25 protein-coding genes are annotated in these 22,662 nt (G+C 58.6%); 15 read left to right on the plus strand and 10 right to left on the minus strand.

Translation table 11 applies throughout. The features are described 5' to 3' along the window. Window positions 1–206 precede the first annotated feature (206 nt). The 4 genes from thpD (at window position 207) to BKA07_RS11390 (ending at window position 3,154) form a co-directional block, all read left to right on the plus strand. Complete coding sequence (thpD, locus tag BKA07_RS11375; RefSeq protein ID WP_167950986.1) at window positions 207–1,109, plus strand: ectoine hydroxylase; 903 nt, start codon at window positions 207–209, stop codon at window positions 1,107–1,109. 86 nt (window positions 1,110–1,195) lie between these two features. Next, window positions 1,196–1,555 carry a DUF2267 domain-containing protein gene (locus BKA07_RS11380; RefSeq protein WP_167950987.1) on the plus strand — a complete coding sequence of 120 codons (360 nt, stop codon included), beginning with the start codon at window positions 1,196–1,198 and terminating at the stop codon, window positions 1,553–1,555. A 113-nt stretch (window positions 1,556–1,668) separates the two neighbouring features. Beyond that, window positions 1,669–2,517, plus strand: coding sequence for an IS5 family transposase (locus tag BKA07_RS11385; RefSeq protein ID WP_167950313.1), 849 nt, complete (start codon window positions 1,669–1,671; stop codon window positions 2,515–2,517). A gap of 184 nt (window positions 2,518–2,701) precedes the next feature. Then, window positions 2,702–3,154: an SRPBCC family protein gene (locus tag BKA07_RS11390; RefSeq protein ID WP_425339332.1), complete on the plus strand. Its 453-nt coding sequence runs from the start codon at window positions 2,702–2,704 to the stop codon at window positions 3,152–3,154. A 183-nt stretch (window positions 3,155–3,337) separates the two neighbouring features. On the opposite strand, the gene BKA07_RS11395 is transcribed toward BKA07_RS11390, so the two are convergent. From BKA07_RS11395 to BKA07_RS11415, 5 genes are all read right to left on the minus strand, one after another. Further along, complete coding sequence (locus tag BKA07_RS11395) at window positions 3,338–4,048, minus strand: glycosyltransferase family 2 protein (protein WP_167950989.1); 711 nt, start codon at window positions 4,046–4,048, stop codon at window positions 3,338–3,340. Continuing rightward, window positions 4,045–5,451 (minus strand): PIG-L family deacetylase, encoded by a 1,407-nt coding sequence (locus BKA07_RS11400; protein WP_167950990.1) that lies wholly within the window; start codon window positions 5,449–5,451, stop codon window positions 4,045–4,047. Before BKA07_RS11400 ends, BKA07_RS11395 begins: the two co-directional genes overlap by 4 nt. Further along, complete coding sequence (locus BKA07_RS11405; protein WP_167950991.1) at window positions 5,441–6,499, minus strand: acyl-CoA dehydrogenase family protein; 1,059 nt, start codon at window positions 6,497–6,499, stop codon at window positions 5,441–5,443. The genes BKA07_RS11400 and BKA07_RS11405 overlap by 11 nt, the downstream gene beginning before the upstream one ends. Before the next feature lie 147 nt (window positions 6,500–6,646). Then, window positions 6,647–7,735 (minus strand): hypothetical protein, encoded by a 1,089-nt coding sequence (locus BKA07_RS11410; protein ID WP_245161928.1) that lies wholly within the window; start codon window positions 7,733–7,735, stop codon window positions 6,647–6,649. A gap of 42 nt (window positions 7,736–7,777) precedes the next feature. After that, window positions 7,778–8,443: a TetR/AcrR family transcriptional regulator gene (locus tag BKA07_RS11415; RefSeq protein ID WP_167950992.1), complete on the minus strand. Its 666-nt coding sequence runs from the start codon at window positions 8,441–8,443 to the stop codon at window positions 7,778–7,780. Window positions 8,444–8,706: 263 nt separating this feature from the next. Here BKA07_RS11415 and BKA07_RS11420 point away from each other — a divergent pair, with 263 nt between their 5' ends. The 6 genes from BKA07_RS11420 (at window position 8,707) to BKA07_RS11445 (ending at window position 12,958) form a co-directional block, all read left to right on the plus strand. Next, window positions 8,707–9,018, plus strand: a complete 312-nt coding sequence (locus tag BKA07_RS11420) for a YflT domain-containing protein (protein WP_167950993.1) — start codon at window positions 8,707–8,709, stop codon at window positions 9,016–9,018. 48 nt (window positions 9,019–9,066) lie between these two features. Next, window positions 9,067–9,339: a GlsB/YeaQ/YmgE family stress response membrane protein gene (locus BKA07_RS11425; protein WP_167950994.1), complete on the plus strand. Its 273-nt coding sequence runs from the start codon at window positions 9,067–9,069 to the stop codon at window positions 9,337–9,339. A gap of 61 nt (window positions 9,340–9,400) precedes the next feature. Then, window positions 9,401–9,598, plus strand: a complete 198-nt coding sequence (locus tag BKA07_RS11430; protein ID WP_167950995.1) for a CsbD family protein — start codon at window positions 9,401–9,403, stop codon at window positions 9,596–9,598. A gap of 268 nt (window positions 9,599–9,866) precedes the next feature. After that, window positions 9,867–11,144: an alpha,alpha-trehalose-phosphate synthase (UDP-forming) gene (locus BKA07_RS11435; RefSeq protein WP_342449039.1), complete on the plus strand. Its 1,278-nt coding sequence runs from the start codon at window positions 9,867–9,869 to the stop codon at window positions 11,142–11,144. Next, window positions 11,134–12,579, plus strand: coding sequence for an MFS transporter (locus tag BKA07_RS11440; RefSeq protein ID WP_209043953.1), 1,446 nt, complete (start codon window positions 11,134–11,136; stop codon window positions 12,577–12,579). The genes BKA07_RS11435 and BKA07_RS11440 overlap by 11 nt, the downstream gene beginning before the upstream one ends. Window positions 12,580–12,676: 97 nt before the next feature. Further along, a complete protein-coding gene (locus BKA07_RS11445; protein WP_167950996.1) occupies window positions 12,677–12,958 on the plus strand; it encodes an N-acetyltransferase in 282 nt (93 codons plus the stop codon). A 240-nt stretch (window positions 12,959–13,198) separates the two neighbouring features. Here BKA07_RS11445 and BKA07_RS11450 read toward each other — a convergent pair whose 3' ends face one another. Together BKA07_RS11450 and BKA07_RS11455 are read right to left on the minus strand one after the other, a co-directional pair. Then, entirely contained in the window at window positions 13,199–13,600 is a 402-nt protein-coding gene (locus BKA07_RS11450; protein ID WP_167950997.1) for a GlcG/HbpS family heme-binding protein, read from the minus strand. Between the two features lie 31 nt (window positions 13,601–13,631). Further along, window positions 13,632–14,408 carry an SDR family oxidoreductase gene (locus BKA07_RS11455; protein WP_167950998.1) on the minus strand — a complete coding sequence of 259 codons (777 nt, stop codon included), beginning with the start codon at window positions 14,406–14,408 and terminating at the stop codon, window positions 13,632–13,634. Window positions 14,409–14,508: 100 nt separating this feature from the next. On the opposite strand from BKA07_RS11455, the gene BKA07_RS11460 reads away from it, so the two are divergent. Beyond that, complete coding sequence (locus BKA07_RS11460; protein WP_167950999.1) at window positions 14,509–15,123, plus strand: TetR/AcrR family transcriptional regulator; 615 nt, start codon at window positions 14,509–14,511, stop codon at window positions 15,121–15,123. 126 nt (window positions 15,124–15,249) lie between these two features. On the opposite strand, the gene BKA07_RS11465 is transcribed toward BKA07_RS11460, so the two are convergent. Then, window positions 15,250–16,317, minus strand: a complete 1,068-nt coding sequence (locus BKA07_RS11465; protein WP_167953147.1) for a PDDEXK nuclease domain-containing protein — start codon at window positions 16,315–16,317, stop codon at window positions 15,250–15,252. Between the two features lie 11 nt (window positions 16,318–16,328). Here BKA07_RS11465 and BKA07_RS11470 point away from each other — a divergent pair, with 11 nt between their 5' ends. From BKA07_RS11470 to BKA07_RS11480, 3 genes are all read left to right on the plus strand, one after another. Further along, entirely contained in the window at window positions 16,329–17,414 is a 1,086-nt protein-coding gene (locus BKA07_RS11470; protein ID WP_167951000.1) for an IS630 family transposase, read from the plus strand. Window positions 17,415–17,591: 177 nt separating this feature from the next. Next, window positions 17,592–18,446 (plus strand): hypothetical protein, encoded by an 855-nt coding sequence (locus BKA07_RS11475; protein ID WP_167951001.1) that lies wholly within the window; start codon window positions 17,592–17,594, stop codon window positions 18,444–18,446. 255 nt (window positions 18,447–18,701) lie between these two features. Then, on the plus strand, window positions 18,702–19,328 hold the full coding sequence (locus BKA07_RS11480; RefSeq protein WP_167951002.1) for a hypothetical protein: 627 nt from the start codon (window positions 18,702–18,704) through the stop codon (window positions 19,326–19,328). A gap of 328 nt (window positions 19,329–19,656) precedes the next feature. Here the strand turns inward: BKA07_RS11480 and BKA07_RS11485 are convergent, their stop codons facing one another. Beyond that, on the minus strand, window positions 19,657–19,878 hold the full coding sequence (locus tag BKA07_RS11485) for a hypothetical protein (protein WP_167951003.1): 222 nt from the start codon (window positions 19,876–19,878) through the stop codon (window positions 19,657–19,659). A 129-nt stretch (window positions 19,879–20,007) separates the two neighbouring features. On the opposite strand from BKA07_RS11485, the gene BKA07_RS11490 reads away from it, so the two are divergent. Further along, on the plus strand, window positions 20,008–20,391 hold the full coding sequence (locus BKA07_RS11490; protein WP_167951004.1) for a DoxX family protein: 384 nt from the start codon (window positions 20,008–20,010) through the stop codon (window positions 20,389–20,391). Here the strand turns inward: BKA07_RS11490 and helR are convergent. Further along, complete coding sequence (gene helR, locus BKA07_RS11495; RefSeq protein WP_167951005.1) at window positions 20,383–22,539, minus strand: RNA polymerase recycling motor ATPase HelR; 2,157 nt, start codon at window positions 22,537–22,539, stop codon at window positions 20,383–20,385. The two genes, BKA07_RS11490 and helR, sit on opposite strands and share 9 nt — an antisense overlap. Between the last annotated feature and the right edge of the window lie 123 nt (window positions 22,540–22,662).

The following is a 22,662-nucleotide window of genomic DNA, read 5'->3' on the forward strand; positions in this document are numbered from 1 at the left end:
ATCCGGGCTGTTTATCTGAGTCTTGTCGAGGGGTGTTGCCAATGTAAACACGGTTGGTACCGTAGCTATCACTGGCGAGATCGTTCTGGCCGCCTAGGAAGAAACCCGTGCCACAAGAAGCCAGGGGTCAAGATCAGACGCAAAAGCATATGGGCCTCCACATCCTCTTCCTACGGCTCGATGAGTCCAAGGCAGGAAGGACGACAATGACAACCACACCATCAACAGTGCAGGATCTTTACCCCACTCGCACCGGCGAGAGAACTGAAGTTCTCGATCGCAGGGGCCCGATCGCCTTCGGTTCGGCCGATCAGGGGCCCCTCGATGCGGCGACGCTGCGGCACTACGAGGACAAAGGGTATCTCACCATCGACCAGCTCATCTCGCCTGAGGAGCTCGAACTGTTCAAGGCCGAGCTGCACCGGCTGGCCAACGATCCGAAGACCAAGGACGACGAGGCCACCATCGTCGAGGCGAAGTCGAACGAAGTCAGGTCGATCTTCGACATTCACCGCACGAACGAGATCTTCCGCAAGATCGCCAACGATCCTCGAGTCGTGGCCCGTGCCCAGCAGCTGCTGGGCTCCGAGGTCTACATCCACCAGAGCCGCATCAACTACAAGCCCGGGTTCGTCGGCAAGGAATTCTCCTGGCACTCCGACTTCCAAACCTGGCACGCCGAGGACGGCATGCCCGAACCGCGTGCCGTGAGCCTGTCGCTGTCGCTGACCGACAACTACTCGTTCAACGGGCCGCTGATGATCATGCCCGGCTCGCACCAGCGCTACATCAGCTGCGTCGGTGGAACACCCGAGGACAACTACAAGAAGTCGCTGGTCATGCAGGGGGCGGGCACGCCCGATCCCCAGACTCTGACCGACTTCGCCGATGAGTACGGCATCGATGTTCTCGAAGGCCCCGCCGGTGGTGCGGTGATGTTCGACTCGAACTGCATGCACGCCTCGAACGGCAATGTGACACCGTACTCGCGGTCGAACATCTTCATCGTCTTCAACTCGGTGGACAACACGTGCGTCGAGCCCTTCGCCGCACCGAAGCCGCGCCCCGAGTTCGCCGGCAGCACGGACTTCACTCCGGCCGGTCTCTAAAAGCTCCGTACCCGAGACATACTCCTTCACGGAGCGCTCGTGCCACCAGAGCGCTCCATCGCCGGACTAAATGAAAGGTGAAACTAATGAAATATGATCGACTCATTGCACAGGTACGTCAGACGGCTACGACGCTCGAAACCAATGAGCAAGCCGAGAGTGCGACGCGGACCGTACTGACTGACTTGGGAAAACGGCTGGGCAACAACGAAGCCTCCGATTTGGCAGCTCAGTTGCCGTCGGAGCTCAAAGACATCCTCACCGACGACAGCGATAATAGTGGCACCGTCGACGACCTTGACGACTTCCTCCGCCGACTTGCCGAACACGAAGAGGCAGGCACGACGCCCGAGGAGGCACTCGATCACGCTGCCGCCGTCTTTTCGACGTTGGCACAGTTCGTGTCCGCCGGCGAACTCGACGACCTTAAGAGGTTGCGCGGATAGGTGGGGAGTGTGCGTATCCTGCACCCGGCGTGTCGTAACAGACTGACACGGAGAAGCGTCAGCTTCGATGGAAGTGCAAACATCACAATCGAAGACATAAGGACAGCTTCCCCGTGCCAGCACTTCCATCTTCAGTCATCGACCCTCTCTGGAGCCAATTCAAAACTCTTCTGCCCACGATCAACGACGACCACCCCCTCGGATGCCACCGGCGACGAGTTGCCGATCGGATCGTCTTCGACAAGCTCGTCACCCGACTCGTCCTCGGCGGTGCCTACACCAAACATGCTGACGGCTTGGTCTCAGCTACAACGTTGCGATGCCGCCGCGATGAATGGATCGCCCACGGTGTGTTCGCTCGCCTGGAGCAGATCGTGCTCGAGGCCTTCGATCAAGTCATCGGCCTGGACCTGACTCACCTGAGCGTTGATGGCTGCTGTGTGAAGGCTCCCTGCGGTGGTGACAACACCGGACCGAACCCGACCGATCGTGGCAAGTCCGGACAGAAACGGTCCGTGCTCGTCGAAGGCCACGGCCTGCCGATCGGAGTTGTTCTGGCGGGTGCGAATCGCCACGATTCCCCGTTGCTGCGGCCGACCGTGGAGTGTCTGTCCCGGTTCGGGTTCTTCCTGCCCGAGCGCATTCGGATCGATCTTGATTCCGGATACGATTCGCAGGTCACCCGGAACCTGTTGTCGGAGTTCGGATGCGAATGGAGGATCTCTCCCAAGGGGGCTTTTATCGAGATCAACCACACCCGGCGGTGGACGATCGAGCGGACGAATTCCTGGCATACTCGCGGGTTCAGGCTCTTGCACGTGGTGCTCGATCGTGTTGATCGAGTCCAACACGCGTGGGCGAGTCTGGCGAATGCCGTCATTGTCCTCAAGCGGTTGCTGCAGATGTCATGGACTCAGTGTCGGTGGACTACCAGGCCCGTCAAGCGCTATGACTGGAGATGACTCCCTATCCGCGCAACCTCTAAGTCTCAGCTGCCAGCGAGTTTCTCACAACTGCTTACCGCTGATTGAGCTGTCGACCGCGACATCAGTGGCGGGCATCGCGCACCGAGTAGACGATGCAGTGATGCGATGCCCGCCAATCGAGTAGAACCATGAGCAGAAGAGGCTAAAAATGACAGACACTATGATCACAGCGTCAAGAACGCTCGACGCGTCGACCGACTCAATCTTCGACGTGCTATCTAACCCGGAGAATCACGCCCTGATCGACGGGTCAGGAATGGTGCAATCCGATGACAAGACTGACCGCATCACCGGAGTTGGACAAGTTTTCAGCATGAACATGAACTGGGACAAGCTTGGCGGCGACTACAAAACCGACAATCACGTCATCGGCTTCGAACAGAATAAGCTTCTGGCATGGAAGACCGCGCCCAGCGGTGAACAGCCTCCAGGCTGGGAATGGGTCTGGGAACTCACTCCCCAGGGCCCTGACGCCACTGAGGTCAAGGTCACCTACGACTGGAGCGCTGTGACCGACAAGGAGACCCTAAAAAAGATCAGCTTCCCCGTCATCGGGCAAGAAGCGCTTGAATCTTCCCTGGGCAACCTCGCCTCTGCAGTTGCTGAAGAATAAACACACCGCGACGCACGCCCTGGCAATTCCGGTGGACCAGATGAACTCCCAAATTTTTGGGCACCTATATTTCCTCAGCAGCAGAGGAACTACTGAAAGTAGCAGCACCCGGCGATTCATTGGCCCGAGCGTCTGGCTTGAGTCCAGGTGCCGCGAATTATTCAGTGAGCAGTGTGGGGAGTCTCATAAGAGACTCTGCATATAGGTGTTGAAGCCTCCTCGGACTCGCCCCTCCAGACGCGCGGAGGTGAGAACTCTGCATGCATCGGTGCGTCTCACAATGCCCCCAACTTCGAGTACCGCAGCAACGATTGCCGTGTCTTCCCCAAGCGCAAGCTGCGGTATTCCGTCGATGATTTCGAGGTAGGAACCGCGAAGGCCCAAGTTCGCACCGAATACATGAGGGTGATTCTCGAACAGTTCGTGGCGGGAGTGCCATTTCGCGATGAGTTCTGGAGACCCTGTGTCAGGTCTGGGAGAAACAGTGCCGACCAGGCAGTCCACTCCTGCTCGTGCCCAGCCAAGATGTGTCGCCACCCAGTGGTCGGGGACCCTGCTATCGGCATCAGTCAATGCGATCCACGTTGAGTCGAAGTTGGCGTTGCAGTCGGCTCCGACCGTCTGCATGAAGTAGTTCCAGGCGAAATTCCGCGCGTGGCCGACGTTCTTGAACGACGTGGTCAGTGCCGTGACGTGTGGATGCTGATCGGCAAAACCTTCGACGAGGTCCAGCGTGCCGTCGGTACAGGCGTCGACTACGACGAGGATCTCATATGAGAACTGCGTAATCTCTGCGGGCACCTGCGCAAACGATCGTGTCACCGAGTCGAGACACCCAAGAATTTCTTCTTCCTCGTTATGGGCTGGGATTATCACGCCCAATTGCACGATCATCTGGTCGCTCTCTCAGGCTGGGCCTCAGCGTCTTTGTCGACAGTCACGATATCGAGACGGTATTCGGCATCGGTGTGAAACTCGGTCCGATACCGAGTCCAGTGGCTCAAGCACACGTCGTGGACTTCGTCGGCGTTAAGAGGCCAATCTCTGATCTCACCTTTCCAATGACAGAGCACGAGCACGAATCGGGATGGGGTCGAACCGTCAATACGTTCCAACGTTCGCTGCAGCTGTGACCGTGTCAGGTAGAAACCAGTCTCGGACAACACGACACAGTCGAAATGTCCCTCGGGCCATGTGAACGGGACGGTGGCATGAACGAACTCGACTTTCGTTGGGACTCTCAGCTGGAGACGTTGTGCTGTCTTCAAGGCCTCGCAGCTGGCATCCACGGCTGTCACTTTAGTGCCGCAGTCGACGAGATCGCGGGTCAAAGCACCAACGGAACATCCGATCTCTAGAATGTGGGAGAACGACCTCGATGGAAGATGGGTCACGAGGGTCTCGCGTTTGGCGATTTCGTATTTAGATTCCCACACAGTCCAGGGATCCGTGCGTGTCTGATGCACATCATCAAACACGGTTGACGCAGTACATGCGTCGTTGATTGCCAGGCCTTTTCCATCCTCGCCAGTGTCTGTCGATCCCGATCTGAAGTTCGTGATGACGAACGTATCGCGGCCGCGAGCAAAGTGCTCCAAATGGGCACTGGTGAGAATCGCTTCATCCCCACAGTGATCCGACAGAGGTCGTGTCTGTGACTGGTAGCACGCTAATAGTGCCTTTCGGTCGAGATCCCTCGGGTCGGGTAAGACTTTCCAGGAATGCCATCGAGGGTCTGTGGGAGCGGCCCAGTGCCAGAACCAGATGGGGTACTCGAGCACCACGGCATGACTTGATCGCCCGACGTCCAGGGCCGAAGCGCCCACTGCCTCATGGTCACAGTGCCCATCCTGGCTGTAGGGGGCGATCAGTGTCACCGGCCCAAGGGATCGTGTAATTTCCTGTCGAATCGCGTCTTGGATCTGGTCTGTATATTCGGGCAGCTGCCCGTCGGGTAGAGCGAGAAAGCGGCTCGAGTGCGCCTCGCTGAGGGTGCTCAACGCACGATCGAATTCCTTGATGCGCATGCTTTTGAGTTGTTCACGGGAATGTGTCGGCGAATCGGGATGCGAGTTCTCACCCGCGCTGAAGAGTAAGACGGTGACCTGGCAGTTCCACTCGTCGGCACGAGACAGCAGCGCAGCGGCACCGAGGGCCTCATCATCTGGGTGTGCGGCAAGGACAATGATGGACCCACCCTCGGTGACAGTACCGTCTGGCACAACCGGCAGGTCGAGGACTCCCGCCTGCACCCACGTATCTTCCCTGATGCTGCTGTCATGATGGCTAAAGCTCATCGGGATCTGATTCTGCGCAGATATTCTCGCCGAGGGCGGCTTCGTCTCGAGGCCCGTGATGCTGAGTGAGGTAGACAGTGAGATCGGCATCAGCTTTCGCAAACGCTGCGTCACCCGTCAAAGCTGCGGGCCCGGCAAGTTCTCTGCTCAGAAGCTGAATACGTTGGACACTGCGATACACAGTGTTGCGAACTCGCAGAGCCAGCCTCCACGCCTGAGCCCGCAAGAATTTCTCGTCCCCATCCGCCGCGGTAGCGGCCTGCGACAAGACGGTGCGGACCGCGAAGACCTCAGCATCAAGCTGACCGAGCTGCATTTCACCCATCGGCGACGCACCGGTCCGCCTCAGATGGACTTGGGCAGCACTCCGTGCCATTCCTAAGGCTCCACCGAACCAACAGGCTGCCACTCGAATTCCGCCCCACGCGAAAGATGGTCGGTCGAGATACCAATTAGGTGGGCCAACACTCGTCGCCAGTGCTCGGTCGAAGGCCACTGAGCCGCTCGGGATCTCTTTCAGGCCGAGACTCGGCCAGGCACTTGTTTGCGGTCGCACCCGAGGGTCCCTCAAATTCACTGCGCATGCTCGGTTGCCGTGACTGTCGCCGGCGATGACGATCGCGTGGGAGAGTTCCGTGGCCAGCGAGCACCATGCTTTCTCGCCGATAAGAACGGTTTGAGCACCGTCTTCGGTCGCAGTGACGTGATGTGTGGGAAGATCAGCCGCGTACACTCCCCAGGCGGAATGTGGGTCAGGTGCTTCGTGGCCGGCTTCGGCGAGGATGCCGAGAGCATCGACGTGAGGTTCGAGCATGCGAGCGACGCCGATGTCGATCGCGGCAATCTGAAGCAGCTTTTCCCACTGGTCGCTCTGAGATGATTGCCCCGTGAGTTGAAGAAATCGGGCAAGTGCGGTGATCTTGTCAACGGTGGGCGCATTGCTCGTGACGAGTTTGGTGAGATTGTCCCGAGAGTCAGGCACGTCCCACCACGGCTCGAGGGGTGATGTGATGATGCGCGACGAGGTTGTGTCGAACTGTGTTTCCATGTCACGTCCTTTGAGGAAATCAAGTGTGTCGCAGTTCGGAGTGTGGTTAACGAAAAGAACCATCGTGTGCGCCAGCGGAAGCGCAGCTTCGTCCGTATCCGCTTCTCGGGGAGAAGTCGGGTTCGTCAGGAGGGAGGCGGATTTCAGTTAACTGTTCTCAGCAACATCATCGGACTCTGTGCTGTTGTCTGTGTAGACTCGCTGTCGCATCCGTTGGCCATGGGTCAGCTTCTGCACGTCAGCATCAGTGTCGAAGCTGGCCCCGATGCCGCCGGCGACGACACCCATTGCTGCGCTGAGCCATGCGATATCGAGGTAGTTGGTAAACGACGCGTCCTGCTGAATCTGTTGGGTCATGAACTCGGGATCGATGACGACGCCGCCTCCGAGAAGAATGAGTGCGACCAGAGCCAAATAGAGAACGATGACGGTGGTCAGAAGAGTCAGGACAGTGGAGAGGTTGTAGTACATGACCACCGTTGCCAGTCGTTCATTGACCGGTCGATCCCAGAGTTTATGGCTGACGATCAGCCAGGCGACCATGACGAGAATGGCGACAGCGCCGATCGACAGCAGCCGGAGGGTGGACAGGTAGGTCGACATTTGCCAGATCGAGCTGTAGAAGATGCCGAAGGCTCCGGTGGCCGAGGCTGCCGCGAGTGCTCCAGAGAGCTTCGGAGCCGTTCGCCAGGGGTCGTTGGTAATCATCATTCCCAAGATCAGGCGAGGCCCGCCGGTGATGGTGTGGGCGTGTAGGGACTGATGGTGGGAGTCTTCATTGTTCGACCAGTTGGACCACCTGAGCAAGAATTTGCGGGTGGTGGCTTCCGGATCCCAGGGGAGTAATTTGTTGACCGAGCTCATCATGACTTTGATGATGCGGCGCTTGGTGGCCCAGGCTCCGAGTGTGGGGCATGAGACGACTGCAAGGTTGCGGTCGGAATGGACCTCGGCGATCAGAGGATCGCCCTGGGTGTGGCGCGGTATCTCGGTGAGAAGGAGGATGATGTTGACGTCGGGGTAATCGTCGCGAAGATCGTCAACCGCACCCAGGGCCAGTTCGCGCTCAGGGGTCAGCCGAATCGTGTCGGTGAGAGTGTGCAGTGTCGTCGTGATCCCATAGGCCTCGCGTAAGTCGCGCTCCAATGTCGTGTGGATGGAAGCAGCTCGTCGGCTGGGCAGTCCCGGATCAGCAACGAGCAGCACCTTGAGGGCCTGAGATGTGGTGTCGAGCATAATGGTCCTCCGCAACTCGATGGACGAGTTGTTTAGAAGTGGCTATTTGGTCAGAGTCGTGCGGATGCGTTCGATGAGATCATCGAGGGCATCGTCGAACTCCCGTTGAGAATGATCGTGACCCAGAAGTTCGCTGAGCCTGATCACTGTGGGGTAGCCCGACAAGTCGGCTTCTTCGTTTGCAGCTTCGTCGCCATCGAAGCCGATCACGTCGTCGACTCCGGTGGAATGAACCTGCAGCAGAAGATCACCGACGAGGAAGCTTGTGAATGCTTTGTAGGCGCTGACTGCGTTTTGGTCGGAGAATCCGAATCTCTGCAGTGTAGAGAGGAAGTCTTCGACCCATCGCAGGCTGCGCAGCGGGGGCCGTAACCAGGGAGCCTGTGAGGGCTGAGTCGCGATCAATGGGAAGATCTCGGGATGTTCGCGTGCTAGTTGCAACGTCGCGTTGGCAACGCGCTGGAGGTAGTCCTCCCATGACGTCGGTGTCTCGATCATGAGTTCATTCTCAAAGAGGTTGTCAATGAGGTTGGCGACCATGCCTTCGAGGAGATCTCCACGTCCCGAGACATGACGATACAGGGACATCGCCTCTACCCCGAGGACGTCGCCGAGGCGACGCATCGTGAGGGCATCAAGACCATGTTCATCGACGAAAGCGATGGATGTGAGGACAATGTGGTCTCTGGTGAGGCGTTTCTGGGCCATGGATCCCTCCCTGCCCGATTTCGTGGCTCTGCTACTGCTCGAGCAAACAACTGCCGAGCTTCCACAAGCAGTCTATGCGTTCCAGAGCCGGAGACATAAGCCCCCTTTCCGTTGCACTTACCTTGTAAACATGCCATGGTGGAAAAAGTTACCATTAAGAGGAAAACAATAAAAGCGCAATGTTTTGCATGCGATCACTCATGGTCGCACGAGCGCTTTACCTCTGCTAGCCTGATTACGTCGTAAACATGAAGGAGGAGCAGATGAAACCTGCAGTCAAGGAATTCCACGACGACACTGAACTCATGGCCGAAGTCAGGCGCCAGGCATCAAGCGGGATCTCCAAACACGACCTGTACGTCGTCTCGCATGACGATGATCGCACCGAGCGTGTGGCAGGCGCCACTGATGCGAATGAGCCTGCCGACCTCAACGAGCTGGTTGGGACCCGGTACACCAAGAAAGGTGAGGAACTTCGAGCGATTTTCGAGGAGTTCGACTTCAGTTCCGATGAAGCCAGCGATCTCGAAGAGAAACTCGACCACGGGAAGATCCTGTTGCTGATCAACACCTAAGTGCTTGATTCAACTGATCAATCGTCACACTTGACTAAGGAGAACTGAATGGGTGTTATCGCGTACCTGGTGCTCGGACTGATCGCTGGAGCTATCGCCAAAGCGATCTTACCGGGCCGTCAGCGCGGCGGTCTGATCGCGACGTTGATCCTCGGTGTCGTCGGCGCCCTCGTCGGCGGCTGGCTGGGCGGCCTGATCTTCGGAGAAGGAATCGGCTCGTTCTTCTCGCTATCGACATGGCTCTGCGCCATCGGTGGCTCCATCATCGTTCTTTTGGTGTGGGGCCTGTTGACAGGTCGCACACGGACGGCGAAGGCATAGCCGATCTCACCGGCAGCATCGGACGCTTTTGGCCGATGCAGTGAAATTGAAAGGAAAAGCAATGAACGAAAATTCTCATAAAGCAGAAGAAATTAAAGGTAAGGCGAAGACCGCTGCTGGCAAGGCCACTGGTGATAAGAGTCTTGAAGCCGAAGGAAAAACCGATGTCGTCCAGGCTGAAGGAAAACAAGCCGGCGACGACGTCAAGAACACTGCCCGCGGGGTCGCTGACTCGCTCAGAAACGGCCCGAAACACTAACAGTGTCGGTTCTGGGGGATGGGGCATGAGTTCCCATCCCCCGGATAGCTGGCGAAGGCGACAGGTGCGGGCTGAGGCCTTAACGAAAGAGAGGATGCTGAAATGCCACCAAGACGCGACGGCCAATCCTTCATCGTGATGGCCAACCGCCTACCCGTGGATCGCTGCAGAGACTCGTGGCACACAGCACCGGGAGGCCTCGTCTCAGCGTTGGCGCCGATTGTGAAAGCCGAAAGCGGCGCATGGATCGGCTGGCCGGGGACCTGCGATGAAACAATTGAACCCCTTTTCGGCAGACGGCATGCACCTTGTCCCCATTCCACTCAGTTGTGCAGAGCATCGCCAATACTATGAAGGTTTCTCCAACGCTGTTCTCTGGCCCCTCTATCACGATCTCATCGTCGCGCCTCAATACCGGCGGGACTGGTGGCGCACCTATGAGGCCGTCAATGCCAGGTTCGCTCAGGCCGCGATTGAAACAGCGGCATATGGGGCCACCATCTGGATTCACGATTATCAACTGCAGCTCGTACCGCGGATGATCCGCAGCCAGCGTCGAGATGTGCGAATCGGCTTCTTCAACCATATTCCCTTTCCCCCAGTCGGGCTGGTGGGGCAACTTCCGTGGCGCGAGGCTGTTTTGGATGGGCTGCTCGGGGCCGATGTCATCGGTTTCCAGCGCGAGTCCGATGTGAGGAATTTCCGCGATGCGAGTCAAAGGTTTCTCGGCATCGATCCCGATCGCGTCTCGAACGTCATCGGTGCCTACCCCATCTCAGTCGATGTCGATGCGATTCGTGAAGCAGCCGAATCTGAATCAGTTGCTCGACTCTCCCGACAGTTTCGGCACGATCTCGGCAACCCCGATGTTCTCATGCTCGGTATCGATCGACTCGACTATACGAAAGGCATCCCACATCGCCTCCGGGCCGTTGAAGAGCTCCTCGAAGACGGAGTCCTTGCCCCGCAGACAACAATGTTGACTCAAGTGGCTGTGCCCTCACGCGAAGGAATCGGGGCATATCAAGACCTGCGTGATGAAGTCGAACGCCTCGTCGGTCGGATCAATGGCCGCTTCGGCACGCTCGAGCGAGGTGTTGTTCAGTATTCTCATCAGCCATATTCGTTTGAAGCCACCATCGCCTTGTACCTCGCCGCGGACGTGCTTCTGGTGACTTCCTTGCGTGATGGAATGAACCTCGTCGCTAAAGAATTCGTCACAGCGCGCCAAGGGCGCAGCGGGGCTCTCGTCCTCTCAGAATTTGCAGGGGCCGCTGATGAGCTCCACCGAGCCATCATCGTCAACCCGCATGACAGCTCCGGGCTGAAGAACGGAATAAGTCAGGCCGCCAGCCTCACCCGTGACGACGCCCATGAGCAAATTGCAGCGATGGCAGCGATCGTCGAAGACAACGATGTCCACCACTGGGCTCGAAGCTTCCTCAACGATCTGCAGAACCCGACGGACGCAGGCTCGCCGCTTCTGAAAATGCCCACCAGGAAGGCCACCAGAAATCTGCGAGAGGTGAAACACGTTGGCAGATGAAGCAGCACACGACGCGCAGGACCATCGGGTACCCACCCCCGATGGCATCGACATCAACACGATGCCGCCCGACGAGAAGCGGACGCTGAAGCGGGCGATCGGAGGATCGGCCCTCGGCAATGCCGTCGAATGGTTCGACTACGGTGTCTACTCCTACGTGTCCGTCTACATCGCCAGCGCCTTCTTCCCCGGCGAATGGGGAGTCGCGCTGACATTCGCCACCCTCGCCCTCTCCTTCGTGTTCCGTCCTTTGGGAGGGCTCATCCTCGGGCCCTTGGGCGACAAGGTGGGGCGTCAGCACGTGATGGTCCTGACCATCATCATGATGACGATTCCGACCACGATCATCGGCATCCTCCCCAGCTACTCCACCCTCGGGGCATTCGCACCGGTCCTGCTGCTATTGTGCCGCATGGTCCAAGGCTTTTCCACCGGCGGCGAGTACGGCGGGGCCGCCGTCTACATGGCGGAGTCGGCACCCGACAGACGACGAGGCTTCTGCGGATCCTTCCTTGAGATGGGCACCCTGGCGGGAACCGCCTCGGCGGCATTCGTCTGCACCATCATCCTCGTCGTCGTCGGATCGGACGGCATGGAGGCCGGCTGGTGGCGCCTGCCCTTCCTGCTGACCCTGCCGCTCGGCGCCGTCGCCCTCTGGCTGCGGATGAAACTCGACGAACCGGAGGCATTCTCACAGACCACCTCCAAGCAGCAGGCCAACCGGAAACCGTTCCGAGAACTTTTCACCGGGTACAAGAAGCAGATCGTCATGCTCATGGCCTTCGTCGTGCTTCTCAATGTCGGCCAGTACATGGTCCTGACGTACATGCCGACCTACCTCAGCAGCATCCTGGGCCACTCCGAAGTCACAAGCAATTTCATGCTCGTCGGACTGCTGCTGGCAATGATCGCCGTCGTCAGCCCGCTGGGCCGACTGACGGACTCGATCGGGCGCAAACCGGTGCTCTACACCTCGGCGATCGGCTTCATCGTCCTCTCCGTCCCGGCCTTCATGCTCATGCATGCCGAAGGACGCTTCCTCCAATTCCTCGGACTGGGCATCATCGCTCTGCTCCAGGTGATGATGCAGTCGTGCGTCTCGGCGACGCTGCCGGCGATCTTCCCGACCCAGGTCCGGTTCTCCGGCTTCGCCATCGGCTACAACATCTCGACCGCAATCTTCGGCGGGACCACGGCTGCGGTGAACACCTTCGTCATACAGGCCACCGGGTTCGACCTGTTCCCGGCCGTCTACCTCGTCGGTGCAGGCATCATCGGCCTCATCGGCATCCACTTCTTCAACGAGACGGCCGGACGCCCGATCGACGGTGACACTCCCCCGGGATCCGAAGACGAAGAACTTGCAGAAATGGGCTACGAACTCATCGGATTCAACGACAACAACGACGATGCAGAGGCCCAAGACACACGGTGACCGAACCCATAGCTATCATCGTTGACACCTCACGACGGCCCCACCTGCTCTCACATTCCGTAAGACGCGATACACCCGACCATTAAGGTGTGGTGCGATGTACACGATGCTCAACAACCAAGAATCGTCAAAATACGATCTCTATCTTCCCGGAAAGCTCGTCGCGGCACTTCATTACAAGCTCGAATCAGAAGAGAGCGAGATCATGCTCATCTACTGCGAAGCCATTGACACCGAGGAAGCAGCCCACCACTGCACGGAACTCATGCGACGGGTGCTCGACGACGTCAAAAGTCGCCGCTTGAAACTCACCATCACATGCCCCATCGCTCGCAAATTCATTGCACTGGGAAAACGAGCCACTCACCCCCAGAAGTGACTTCCCATATGGGTCGTGATGAGCAGGCCCAGAGTGCCGTGCAGCCCCAGCTGAATGTGCCACGATGATTCGTACGGGTTGCCCTCATGTTTTTCATCCGGAGGCATGGCTTTTGAGAATCCAATCGGTGTTGCCTACCCGATCGATAGGCCCCCTGGAGAAGTTGACGATTCTGCAGACCCTGCGTTCGAGGGTGTCGCCCTGCGAATACGCACGGCGGCACCCTCCGACGCCATGTTGTTAGCCGGCCGCAGCGCGGGCGATCTCGGCGTCTTGTTCAGGTGTTCCGCCTGAGGCTCCAACTGCCCCGATGATTCGTTCGCTCGTGTCGAAGAGCGGAACACCACCACCCATGAGGAGCAGTCCGCCATTTGTGTGATCGAAGTGAGCGACTGGCTCACCGAGTTGGAGCGGAGCATTCAACGCTTCGCTCGGTGCCTCAAACATGACGGAAGTGCGGGCCTTCGCCAGCGCGAGATCATTCGATGCCAACCAGGCTCCATCCATGCGTTCGAAGGCGACGAGATTCGCTCCGGCATCAAGGACGGCGAAGACGGCGTTGAGTCCGAGATCGCGCGCTTTCAATTGCCCGGCGTCGATGATCTTGCTCGCGGCTTCCAGGGTGATCGTCGGATGTGACATGTGATCGATTCCTTTCTGGGGATGACTGGACTCAGGCCTTCTGCGTCCACTCGGTTTCCTGCCACTGCTTGGCAGCCTCGATGGTCTCCAGCGGACGCATGGTCCGGTAGTCCGGGTTATCGGAGACGATGGTCTCGACCATCGCATCAACCATCTCCTGCGGATCAGCCTGGTCAGCCAGCGAAGGCCCGAAGTCAGGCATGGGCACATGTGCGGTCTCGGCGTCGTGCCACTGAACATAGCTCTCAGCGCCGGTGTCGTTAAACCCGGTTCCGAAGACTCCGGGATTGATGGTGGCAACCTTTATGCCGAACTGCTCCAGCTCAGCCTTCATAGAGCCAGCGACGGCCTCGATCGCGTGCTTGGTCGCACAGTAAGCGCCGAGGAACGGGACAACGAGGATCCCTCCCATCGACGACGTCCACACGATTCGCCCACTCTGCCGGGCGATCATCTTCGGCGCGATCGCCTGGACCAATTCGAGGTGTCCAAAGAGATTGATGTCGAACGATTCCCGCACCCGCTGCAGCGGGATATCGACCATTGCCCCACCTTCCATCACACCGGCATTGAGGACGAGGACGTCGACGTCGAAAGAGCCAGCATGGGTGATATCGATTTCATCGAGCAGGTTGAGCTTGATGACTTCGAGGTCAACACCAGCGTCTTTGGCATTAGCTCTCAGGCTACGTACTTGTGGCCACGTCTCCGCCGCGGCGATGACGTCATTACCCCGGCGGGCAAGTTCAAGAGCCACGCCTTGTCCGAAGCCACTGCTGGCACCGGTGATGAGAATTTTCTGGGACATACTTACTCCTCAATGTAACTATCTGGATACTTACAAATACGATGCTTCCACACCACACTCGCGTCGTCAATAACTAGATGGTTACCTTTAGAATGAAGAAATGCCACCTGATGCCACAGATACCAAGCGACGGATTCTCGCTGCAGCGCGCGCCGAATTTGCCCAGTACGGGTTGGCTGGCGCGCGCGTGGACCGGATCGCCGAGACGGGGCAAGCCAACAAAAGGTCGATCTATGTGCATTTCGGATCGAAGAACGATCTGTTTGATCGAGTCGTGGCATCAGCGTTGACCGATATGGCGGAGTCGGTGCCGTTCACCGCTGAGGACTTGCCTGCCTACGCGGGGGCGCTGTTCGACTATCTCATTGCACACCCTGAGGTTTTGCGACTGACCACTTGGGCCGGACTTGAGCGAGCTGAGGCGTCACCGAATGAGGTTCAAGCTTATGAGCCGAAAGTGACAGTGCTGACTGAGTTCTTCGGTGAGATGGCAGTCGATGTGATCGCCCTGCTGCTTGGCCAAGTCACTGCATGGCAAACCGCGTCCGCCGCCCTGCGGGCACATGCGCCAGGCGATCCGTGGTCAGCATCCCGCATTCAGCAGCACCGGGCCCTGCTGATCACTTCCGTCGATGCCCTCGTTGGCGCCGCGAAGTACGACACAGCACTACCTTCTTCTGAATCTGAGAGCAGATCGAAGGTGTTTCGCACCTAAAGTGCCTCAGAACCCTTGTGTTTTGCGACGGATAGTTTACGACACACTCACCGAAGGACTGGAGCCAGGTTCGATGACATCAAACCCTGCATCAGTCCCTACCTGCTTGGCTCTGGCAGTGAAGTCCTAGAGGAGGGACTCGTCGGTGGTATCGATTTGTTCGAAGGCCGCAGAGAGTTCGGCTTCCTTGGGCAGTGCCGCCTTCTCGGCTGCCGGCAGTGCCTCATAAGTGTAGGTGGCCACAGCCATAGGAGAATCTGACCGTGTCAGGGCGTAGCGGACACTGTGCTCGTTTTTGCTGCCACAGATCAAAATCCCCACCGTGGCACTGTGCGCGGGGCGTTTGAGTTTGTCGTCAACGACTGCCACATAGAAGTTGAGCTTGCCGGCGTACTCGGGTTGAAACTTTCCTGTTTTGAGCTCGATTACGAAGTAGCGCAGCTGCTCGACGTGGAAGAACAGCAAGTCAATGTAGTAGTCGTCCTCGCCGACCTCGAAGTGGACTTGCCGTCCCACGAAGGCGAATCCTGGCCCCAGCTCGTTCAGGGTCTCCACGATGCGGTCGGTGAGTGCTTGTTCGAGTTCGCGTTCAGCGACCTGTCCTGACAGGCCGAGGAACTCAAAGGTATACGGGTCCTTCGCTACTTGTTGGGCGAGTTCGGAATCAACGGTGGGGAGCTGGCGGGAGAAGTTCGACGGCGCTGCCCCACTGCGTTCCATCGTGTTGTTCATGATCATGTTCAACAAGACGTTGCGCGACCACCCATGCTCGACGGCTGCAGCTGCGTACCATTGACGTGCTTGCTGGCTTAATGGCTTGTCGAGGAGAGTGCGGATGTGGCCCCAAGGCAATTGCGCCACAGGGTGTGGCGCAATCGAGTCCACGGCCCAGTGACGGGCGAACGTGGTCATGTATTGCAAGTTCCGAGGAGAGAAGCCCCGCATTTGCGGGAACTCAGCTCGCAGATCTTCCGCGAGGCGGGCTATGGTCTTACCGCCCCACCCCTGCTGCTCTTGTCGGGTCAGAATCTCCTGTCCGATCGACCAGTACAACTGGATCAACTCGGTATTGACCGTGCGCTGGGCTTGGGACTGGGCCTGGTGGACACGTTGCTTAAGCGCCTCGAGTGTCTGGCGATAATCGGCGGGAAGAGCTAGTGGTGTGTCTCGTAAATGATTATACCGTTGGGCGATAGAATGAGGGCATGTCAGCTCCAGCAGCCCCGTTGACCATGACCGACACCGATCGAGAAGTCCTCGAGATCATCGCTCGGTCATCGACAGCCGCGCACCGGGAAGTCGTCCGCGCCAGAGTCCTCCTCGCCTCCGCCGATGGTGTGGGCATCCGCACCGTCGCCGGCGACCATGGTGTGTCGGCGATGACGGTGCGCGCCTGGCGCGAGGCGTTCACAGCCGAGGGACTCACGCAGTGGGGCACGGTGAAGAAAGGACGCGGACGTAAACCCTCGATCCCTGAGGACACAATCGCTGAGATCGTACGTCTGACGACGACCGAGACTCCTGAAGCCGAAACCCACTGGTCGGTGCGGTCGATGGCCAAGAAGGTCGGCGTCTCCCGCTCGACCGTCCACAGGGTCTGGTCCGAACTCGGGCTCAAACCCCACCGGCACGATACGTTCAAAGTCTCGAACGATCCGAACTTCGATGCCAAGGTCATCGATGTCGTCGGTCTCTACCTCAACCCACCGGAGAAGGCGGTGGTGTTGTGCATGGACGAGAAGTCTTCCATCCAGGCACTCGATCGCACTCAGGCATCGTTGCCGATGGTTCCCGGTCGGGCCGGGACGATGACGCATGACTACAAACGAAACGGCACGACGACGCTCTTCGCCGCACTGGATGTCCTCACGGGTAAAGTCATCGGGCAGTGTCTTCCCAAGCATCGGCATGAGGAGTTCCTGACTTTCCTCAAAACCGTTGATTCGCAGGTGCCCAAGGGTCTGCAGGTCCACCTCGTGCTTGATAACTATGCCACGCACAAACATGCCGTGATCAAGCACTGGCTGGCCAACCACAAACGCTTTCACCTGCACTTCACGCCGACATCATCGTCGTGGCTGAATCAGGTCGAGAGGTGGTTTCGCGATCTGACGGAGAAGAATCTGCGTCGGGGGATCTTCGACTCGGTGCCCGATCTCATCGACAGCATCGAGGCTTATATCGATGCCAATAATGATGACCCGAAACCGTATGTGTGGACGGCGACAGCCGAGTCGATCCTGGAGAAAGTCGCCCGAGCGCGCACCACCCTGACCGAACGAGCAAGCTAATACAGAGACACACCACTAGGGGGTTATTGGGTGTTCCGGAGCACCAGCTGTGCGAGCCTTTTGCGCCAATGTGGTTAGGGTGGCCGATCTACAACACTGAACAGCGTTATCGTTTTGTTATATTCGTGCTAGTGCCGTTTACGTCAGGTGTAGCAACACATTAACTAATGTTGGGTCATGACTGCAGACAGCGCCACGGGAGATCCGGAGTTCTCAGGGGTCAGCTCCGAGCAGAGGCTCATGGATTGCATTAACCTCCTCGAGCGGTGGGGGTCGTATATTCAATCACCCATGCGGGTTCAGAGGGGAAGCCTCCTGGGTCTGTCGGACGCACGCTGCAAAAGGGCCGAAGTGAGCACAGTAGCGTGGCAAGGGATCTCGATCGCCCTTGAGCACGTCTTGGCGGTCGCGAGGATCGTTAAGGGGGACGTTGACGAAGAATTTTGGTCGCCGTATCTGACTCCATCGGCCACGCATGCCTTCCTGCGTTCGTCACAGCTTGCCGCCTCCCGTGCGCTGTGGATTCTTGATGCAGAGAGTACCGACCTGCAGGCGAATCGGGCCCTGGAGGTGAAGCTGGCCGAGCTTCGGAATGAGGCTAACGCGGTCGAGGACATCACGAAAGATAAGCAGCTCAATGATGCCTACGGGGTTAAAGGGTTGTCGGGCAGGGTAAAGGAGCTTGAGAGGGCACACGGCGAGATCTTGGGCTTGCTTCAGTCCCGCGTGAGGGGCTGGAAGAAGACCAGTGACACAGGCATTATCAAGACTGCGGCGAAGTATCTTCCCGAGCTTGATGATAATCCAGTTCTCGTTCACACGTACCTGATGAGTTGGCGCATGGGCAGTGGTTCGGCCCATGGGTATTTTTGGCCGACGCTTATGCGTGGATTCGAGACCGCCGAGGAAAATGGTGTGTTGGTCGCCAAGAGCTATGGTGATCTCCCGCAGACGGCCATGGCGTTCATGTCGATCGTGCTGCTATTGAATCGTGTGCTGAGCTTGTATGAACAGCGGAGCGCGGCTTTCTAGGCTCCTGTGTGCCCATAGCGCCGGTGTCGGGCTGTAACTGACTGTTGCCCCCCAGGGTGTCTCGTTCTCGGGCTGTGCGGGCCTTTCTGCATTCACGGACACAATCCGGTAACGAATCGTAGGGGACGGCGAAGAATCGTAATAACTAGCGTCCGAATCAACAGCAGTAGTGATAGCTTCAGCTTACCGATATAGAAGCGAGTCACCCGATGCAACCGAGTGACCCGCACGACAACGCTAAATAGGAGCGGCGTCATGAAAAAGATTATCAGCATTACAGCACTTGCCTCACTCGTCGCATTTGCTGGTTGTGGGACGCAGGAGCCTGCCGCGAAACCAGCAGAAGCGGCTGCGGAGCAAGTCGACGCTTCCCGAACTGAAGCCGGTGAAGCTAAGGAAGATGCGAACGTTTACACCCTCGAAGATGAGAACGGTACCGTCTACACGCTCGACCTGAACCCGTACACTGATGACGACACTGACGCGGCAGACGAGGCAATTGCTGAAGCCATGGCATACGAGGATGACGTTGACGCGACCGACCTTGATGGCCTCACCGAATGGGCATCACTCACCATCGACAACACCAAAAGCTCGATGGAGTCCGGTAGCGACTACGTTGACATCACCATTGTGGGTGACGAGATGCAGTACGGCATCATCACGGACCCCTCCGATTACGTTGCTGAACTCACCTGGATGAGTGAGTACGGGGGCCAGGCAGAAGCTGAGACCTACAATCGCATGCTTGATGTGGCTGATGCTTTCGATCAGCCTGAGACTGTGAAGCCTGGTGTTAAGGTCACTTACCCGGTCGTGCTTGAGTTGGGTCTACCTGAAACTGTTGACGCGGTGTGGTGTTGGGATCAGGAAATGAAGTAGTGGTCTTCTGTTTTAGAGTGAGAGGGCGTTGTGAGTCTGTCGAAGAAGCTTACGTATTGGGGTTTGTTCGTTGTCGTTCTCGGTGTTGTGCTCGGTTTCGAGTTCCCCGCCCATCCGGGTCTTCCGATTTCGGTTGTGCTGCTTGCTGTTGCCGTGTTTCTCACTGCTGCGATTGTGCGTTCTAACGAGCGTCGTGACGATGATAGAAGGTAGTAGCCCCGCGCTCCTGTGTGCACCGTAGAGCCGTTGTCGTGCCCGAACAGAACGAACCCACACATTTACCCTCTATAAGGCCCGTGTGGCGGTGTTTCGTACGTTCTAGGGAGTGTTACGCGTCGAGGACGTCCCAATATGCTTGTCCCGCGGCTTTGAGGCTGTCGCGTATCACTTTGTATCGTGCAACGTTGGATTCGAAGCCTGCGCCCACGTTGTTGTCGGCGCTGTCACTGGCGATCATGGTGGCCGTGTAGTCGATTTCGTTTTCGAGTTGTTCGATCTTCGCGGAGAGTGTGGTGATATGTTCGGCTTGCTGTTCGAGTACGGTGGTCATGGTGATCTTCCTTCTGTGAGTGTTGGTCACCTAGTCCTCAGATAGTCCTCAAATATTGAGGGTTACTGTTTTCCCAGGCGTTGAGCTTGTCTGGGAAGCCCCTAAGCTCCACGTGAAGGTGATCGCGAGATGAAGCGACAGGTAACGCAGCGACAGTCAATGACCATGACGGGCATCCTCGGTCTTGCCGGCATCGCACACTTCCTCCGACCTGAGGCCTTCGACTCGATTGTTCCGCCCCGATTGGGTGATCCACGATTCCTCACCTACGCCAGTGGTGCCGCCGAACTGGGATGTGCGACGTTGCTGGCACTGCCTCCCACACGTCGATTGGGCGGACTGGCAGCCGCGGCACTCATGGTTGCGGTCTATCCTGCCAACATCTATACGGTGAAGAAGCACTGGCACAGCCCCCGGGGACGTGCGATCGCCCTCGCCCGTCTGCCGTTGCAGATTCCCCTGGTATGGGCGTCCTGGAACATCGCGATTGATCGGAACGAAGGCTCACGCTGACGCCTCATCAGTCGCGATGACCAGCTCCGCGGTTGTGCGAGTCATCGACACATAGCGGTCCACCCCGCTCTGCACTCCTGTGCCGAAGCTCTCCGGATCCACCAGGACCACCAGATCGAACTCGAGGCCTTTTACCTCGCCCGGTTCCAAGACGCTGACCCGCTCAACGGCGATGGAACTCCACGCGTGCGGTAAGACGGTGATGATGCAGACGATCCCCTCGCTGTGAGCCTCCAACCAGGCCTCGACCAATGATGGTGCATCGGCGGCCGTACAGTGCCGAACAGGTTCTCCCGACTGCCGCACGGACTGCGGCACGTTGGCGTCGGGGACCACGCTGCGGATCACCGGTTCCGCCTCAGCCATCACCTCGGCGGGGGTGCGATAGTTGATGCTCAGATGGACCTGAGCGACGTCGAGACCGATCGTGTGCAGTCGTTCGTCCCAGGTCTGGCCGAACCCATGCCGGGCCTGCGCCCGGTCACCGACGATGGTGAAGCGCTTCGACGGGCACCGAGCGAGGAGCATGTGCCACTGGGCGTCCGTGAGCTCCTGCGCCTCGTCGACGATGATGTGGCCGAATGGCCCGGCCAGACGGTCAGACGCGACCGGATCTCGTCCGGTCGGGTTGTCCAGTGCACCGCTCATATCATCGCCTGCGAGCATCGTCATCGGCATGAGTTCACTGTCATCGTTATTGATCAGGTCGTCGACGACGTCGGCCATGCGATCGTGCTCGGCGGCGATCTCCGCTCTGGCTCGACGCTTCCTTCCCAGATCGGCGGGGTCGCCGATGCGGCGTCTGGCCGCGTCGAGGAGCGGGATATCGGAGCTTGTCCAGTTCCTGGGCTCCGTGCGCTGGAGACACGCCACCTCGGACTCATCCAGCTTCGGTGCGGCCAGACTCAGGTAGGCCGGCACGCTCCACAGATCTCCGACGATGTCCAAGGGATCGAGGATCGGCCAGGCTGCAGTGAGGCAGTCTCGCAGCTCGGGATCCTGACTGAGAAAGGTGCGAACCTGGTCCGGTTCCGCGTCCTCAACCGCATCGACGACTGTCGCAGTGAGATTCTCCAACAATTCGTCCCAGACCTCCTCGCGTGCCGAATTGTGGTCGACGTCCGAGTCGACCGAGGCGAACGCCGCCGACCATTCTCCTGCTCCAACCACGAGCTCGCCCCACACAGTGTCGATGACCAGGGAAGTCACCGGCGGCTGTTCGTAGATGCCTACTGCTCGCCCCATCACCGCATCGGGGTCCAGGCTTCCCTTGAGACGAGCGCTGTGCTCATCCTCGGTGAAGGTGGTGACGTCCGGAATCAGATCGTCGAGCGTACACAGGCGGACACCGTCCTCACCGAGGCGGGGCAGCACATCATCGACATAGGACAGGAATGCTCCGTTGGGGCCGACGAAGAGCATCCCGCCACCGCTGGAGATGCGGGGCTCGGAATAGAGGAGGTAAGCGGCACGGTGGAGCGCGACCACGGTCTTGCCGGTTCCCGGCCCGCCGTCGACGACCAGTGGCCGGTTGGCCGGAGCGCGGATGATCGTGTCCTGGTCGGCTTGGATGGTGCCGAGGACATCGTGCATCTTCTCCGAACGGTTCGTGCCGAGAGAAGCGATGAAGGCGGCCTGGTCGTCCAAGGACGTGGTGTCGTCGACTGTCGCCGAGGTGAACGTCTCGTCCCAGTAGTCTGTGATCCGACCATCGGACCAGCGATAACGTCGACGCGAGGACAGGCCCATCGGTGAGGCGAGTGTGGCGGCGAAGAACGGCTCGGCCATGGGAGCTCGCCAGTCGATGAGCAGAGAGTCTCCATTTTCACCGCGCAACCCCATTCGGCCGATATACACGATCTCGTCCGAGTCGGCGAACACCATTCGACCCAGGCACATGTCGAGACCGAAACGACGCAGCAGAGTCAGTTCGGAGGTGAGCCTGTGGATGGCGGTGTCACGTTCGAGTGCGTCCGCGCCTGATCCTCCCGGCGAGCGCCGAAGCTGCGCGAGTCGGGATTCGACGTCGGCGAGTTCATGATCGAGCCGGTCTGCGACGGCGGTGAAGTGGCGGTCGTCGGCGGCAATGAGATTCGGAGTGGTTTTGGCAGAGAACCGAGAGGGCAGATCAAAGGTGGTGGCAGGCACGCGAGCTCCAAGGTCGGAAGAGTGAGAGCACCATTGTTCACCCTGATCGGGGCCTTGCGGCAAGGCCCCGTCTGTGGCATATTCTGATACTGGCAGCCACATCGGATCCCGATCCGCGGCGGG

It is taken from the genome of Brevibacterium marinum (genome assembly GCF_011927955.1).
GTDB lineage: Bacteria > Actinomycetota > Actinomycetes > Actinomycetales > Brevibacteriaceae > Brevibacterium > Brevibacterium marinum.